General features: G+C 62.4%; 3 protein-coding genes and 1 pseudogene. 3 read left to right on the forward strand and 1 reads right to left on the reverse strand.

Annotation, left to right across the window (positions count from 1 at the left end):
* The first annotated feature begins 285 nt into the window (after nt 1-285).
* The 3 genes from EOA29_RS30545 (at nt 286) to EOA29_RS30555 (ending at nt 2240) form a co-directional block, all read left to right on the forward strand.
* Nucleotides 286-654, forward strand: coding sequence for an Hpt domain-containing protein (locus EOA29_RS30545; protein ID WP_126093768.1), 369 nt, complete (start codon nt 286-288; stop codon nt 652-654).
* Between the two features lie 138 nt (nt 655-792).
* The gene (locus EOA29_RS30550) at nt 793-1113 is read left to right on the forward strand and encodes a 2Fe-2S iron-sulfur cluster-binding protein (RefSeq protein ID WP_126093769.1); all 321 of its coding nucleotides are present in this window, start codon (nt 793-795) and stop codon (nt 1111-1113) included.
* Nucleotides 1114-1208: 95 nt separating this feature from the next.
* Complete coding sequence (locus EOA29_RS30555; RefSeq protein WP_126093770.1) at nt 1209-2240, forward strand: NAD(P)/FAD-dependent oxidoreductase; 1032 nt, start codon at nt 1209-1211, stop codon at nt 2238-2240.
* Nucleotides 2241-2316: 76 nt separating this feature from the next.
* On the opposite strand, the pseudogene EOA29_RS30560 reads toward EOA29_RS30555, so the two are convergent.
* Nucleotides 2317-3112, reverse strand: a pseudogene (locus EOA29_RS30560) (MFS transporter); the annotation flags it as partial.

Below are 3112 nucleotides of genomic sequence, written 5' to 3' on the forward strand. Positions count from 1 at the left end.
TCGCTACCCTGTACTAGCTGCCGCGGGACTTATGATTTTGGCCTGATTCTGGCTTGTCTGGTCCCAGACAGGAGGCTGAAAATGGACGTTCGTATCGTAATGACACACAGGGGTAAAGAAAACATGCATTCCGGGCGATACGTAAAACTTTAAATATAAGGTTAACGCAAGCGTGATTTGGCTGCCTCTGTGACAACATTTTTCCCCGGTAGCCGTTAACCCGATGGCGACGCGGATCGCCTATTTTTTTGGGCGCCAGCCGCCTTTTTAGGAGTTGCAGTGCGTATGCGTGGCGAAAGTGGAATCGCGTTTTCCATGCCCGGCGGAGACGTGTCGGGAACGGCAGGGTCGCGACCTGTGGATTTGGCCCATTTGGCGCGGCAGACGATGGACGATCGCGCGCTCGAACAGGAAGTGCTGGCGCTGTTCGTGCAGCAGGCGCTTTCGGTGCGTGACAAGATCCTCGACGCCGATGCCAGGGAACGTGTGCTCCTAGCTCACAGCCTGAAAGGCTCGGCGCGCGGCATCGGTGCCTTTGCCGTCGCCGAATGCGCCGCAGCCATCGAAAAGCAGCCCGAGGACACCCGCACCCTGAAGAAGCTCGGCATGCTGATCGACGAAGTGCGGGATTTCATCGCCGCCATCAGCCGCTGAAGCATCGCGCCGGGAGGATTCGGGCGACGCGTCGGCGAACAGCCATCTTCCGAAAAACGTCATTTGGTGGCGTTTTCCTGCCGCAGTTGACTTGTGCGGCGGAGTGATTATCTCGGCTGCGACTCCTTCAGGTGACAAATGACCAAGCTGACTTTCATCGCCAATGACGGCACTCGATTCGACGTGGAAGCCGAGAACGGCTCGACCGTCATGGAAAACGCGATCCGCAACGCGGTGCCCGGCATCGAGGCCGAATGCGGCGGCGCCTGCGCCTGCGCGACCTGCCATGTTTATGTCGACGAGGCCTGGATCGCGGAGGTCGGGGAGCCCGAGGCGATGGAAGAGGACATGCTGGACTTCGCCTATGACGTCCAGCCGAACTCGCGCCTGTCCTGCCAGATCAAGGTGCGCGACGCGCTCGACGGGCTTGTCGTGCGCGTGCCCGAGCGCCAGGGCTGAGCCAACTCTCCATTTTCCAATTTTGCCCGTGGCCGCTTGGCAGCAGGCCATAGCTCATGCACTGTCCCCACCATTCCCAAAATGGGGCGGAGCTGATGACGGACACGATCAAGACGGACGTACTCATTGTCGGGGCGGGGCCGATCGGTCTGTTCGCCGTGTTCGAGCTCGGCCTGTTCGACATGAAGTGCCATCTGATCGACATTCTCGACCGTCCCGGGGGGCAATGCGCCGAGCTCTACCCGGAAAAGCCGATCTACGACATTCCCGGCTGGCCGATCATCACGGCGCAGGGGCTGGTCGACAAGCTCATGGAACAGATACATCCGTTCAAGCCGGGGTTCACCTTCAACCGGATGGTCTCGAGCCTCAAAAAGCTCGAGGACGGCAGCTTCCGCGTCACCACGGATGAAAACGAGGTGTTCGAGGCCAAGGTGGTGGTGATTGCCGCAGGCGGCGGTTCGTTCCAACCCAAGCGCCCGCCCATCCCTGGTGTCGAGGATTATGAGGGAAAGAGCGTCTTCTACTCCGTCCGGCGCATGGAGGATTTCCGCGGCCATGACCTCGTCATCGTCGGCGGCGGCGACTCGGCGCTCGACTGGACGCTCAACCTGCAGCCGGTCGCGAAGAGCGTGACGCTCGTCCACCGGCGCCCGGAGTTCCGGGCAGCGCCCGACAGCGTCAACAAGATGTATGCCATGCAGGAGATGAAGCAGCTGCGATTCCTTGTCGGTCAGGTGAGCGGCCTTGCGGGCGCCGATGGCCGGCTTTCATCCGCGACCATCAAGGGCGGCCCGGATGGCGATATCGAGGTGCCCTGCACCCGCATGCTGCCGTTCTTCGGTCTCACCATGAAGCTCGGGCCGATCGCCGAATGGGGGCTGAACCTGCATGAGAACCTTATCCCGGTCGACACCGAGAAATTCCAGACGTCGGTCCCCGGTATCTTCGCCGTCGGCGACATCAACTGGTATCCGGGCAAGTTGAAGCTGATCCTGTCGGGCTTCCACGAGGTCGCTCTGATGGCGCAGGCGGCCAAGCGCATCATCAGCCCCGGCGAGCGCATTGTTTTCCAGTACACGACCTCGTCGACCAGCCTCCAGAAGAAGCTCGGCGTCCACGAGTGAAACAAATGGCAGAGCACCTCAGCGCTCTGCCGGTCGCTGAATTGCTCTGGCAGCTTGGCTCAAAAAGGCCGCGCGGCTACTCCGAGAGCACCGGCGCCGAATGCTCAGCCTGGCCCGCGTAACGGCTTTTCCGGCATCAACGCCAACGCGAGGAGCGCCAGGACAAGCGTGATGCCGGCGGTAAGGAAGATCATCACGAACGGCGTCACCGAGGTGACCTCGATGCGGGTGAGCGAGCCCTCGGCGGCTAAAGGCAAGCCGTAGCCGAGCGCAACGGCGCCGAGCATTGCGACGCCGAGCGCGCCGCCTAGCGAACGCAGGAACGTCAGCACCCCGGTCGCGACGCCGAGATGCGCGCGGTCGACCGCGTTCTGGACCGAAACCGTGCTGACCGGAAAAGTCGTTCCAGTGCCGATGCCGATCAAGGTCGTCAGGATCTCGACTTCGAGCAGCGAAGCTTGGCCCGCAATGGCGCTGAGCACGCCGATGCACAGGATCGCGAAGGTGATACCGAACATGGCGATGCGCTTGTAGTGGAAGAAGCGCGGGATGGTGCGGCCGCTGAAGGTGGCGCCGGCGACGGTGCCGAGCATCAGCCCGAGCAGCGCAACGCCCGATTCGCTGGCCGAAAGCCCGACGATCGACTGCAGGTAGACCGGCAGATAGACCGCCAGGCCGATATTGGCGGCCTGCAGCAGGAACAAGGACAGGGTGCCGGCCAGCACGATCGGGTTGCTGAGCACCTCGAGCGAGATCAGCGGCTCGTCGGCGCGCATGAGCCGCAGCGCAAAAGCGCCCCAGATAACCGCCGAACTGGCGAGCAGCCCGAGGATTTCGCGCGACAGCCAGGGATAGGCGCTGCCGCCCCAGTT

This window comes from Mesorhizobium sp. M1E.F.Ca.ET.063.01.1.1 (assembly GCF_003998155.1).
Lineage (GTDB): Bacteria > Pseudomonadota > Alphaproteobacteria > Rhizobiales > Rhizobiaceae > Mesorhizobium.

What these genes read in the sequence shown, in the direction of transcription:
- EOA29_RS30545 (WP_126093768.1), top strand. Translation starts at nt 286, where the DNA reads ATGCGTGGCGAAAGTGGAATCGCGTTTTCCATGCCCGGCGGAGACGTG.
- EOA29_RS30555 (WP_126093770.1), top strand. Translation starts at nt 1,209, where the DNA reads ATGACGGACACGATCAAGACGGACGTACTCATTGTCGGGGCGGGGCCG.
- EOA29_RS30550 (WP_126093769.1), top strand. Translation starts at nt 793, where the DNA reads ATGACCAAGCTGACTTTCATCGCCAATGACGGCACTCGATTCGACGTG.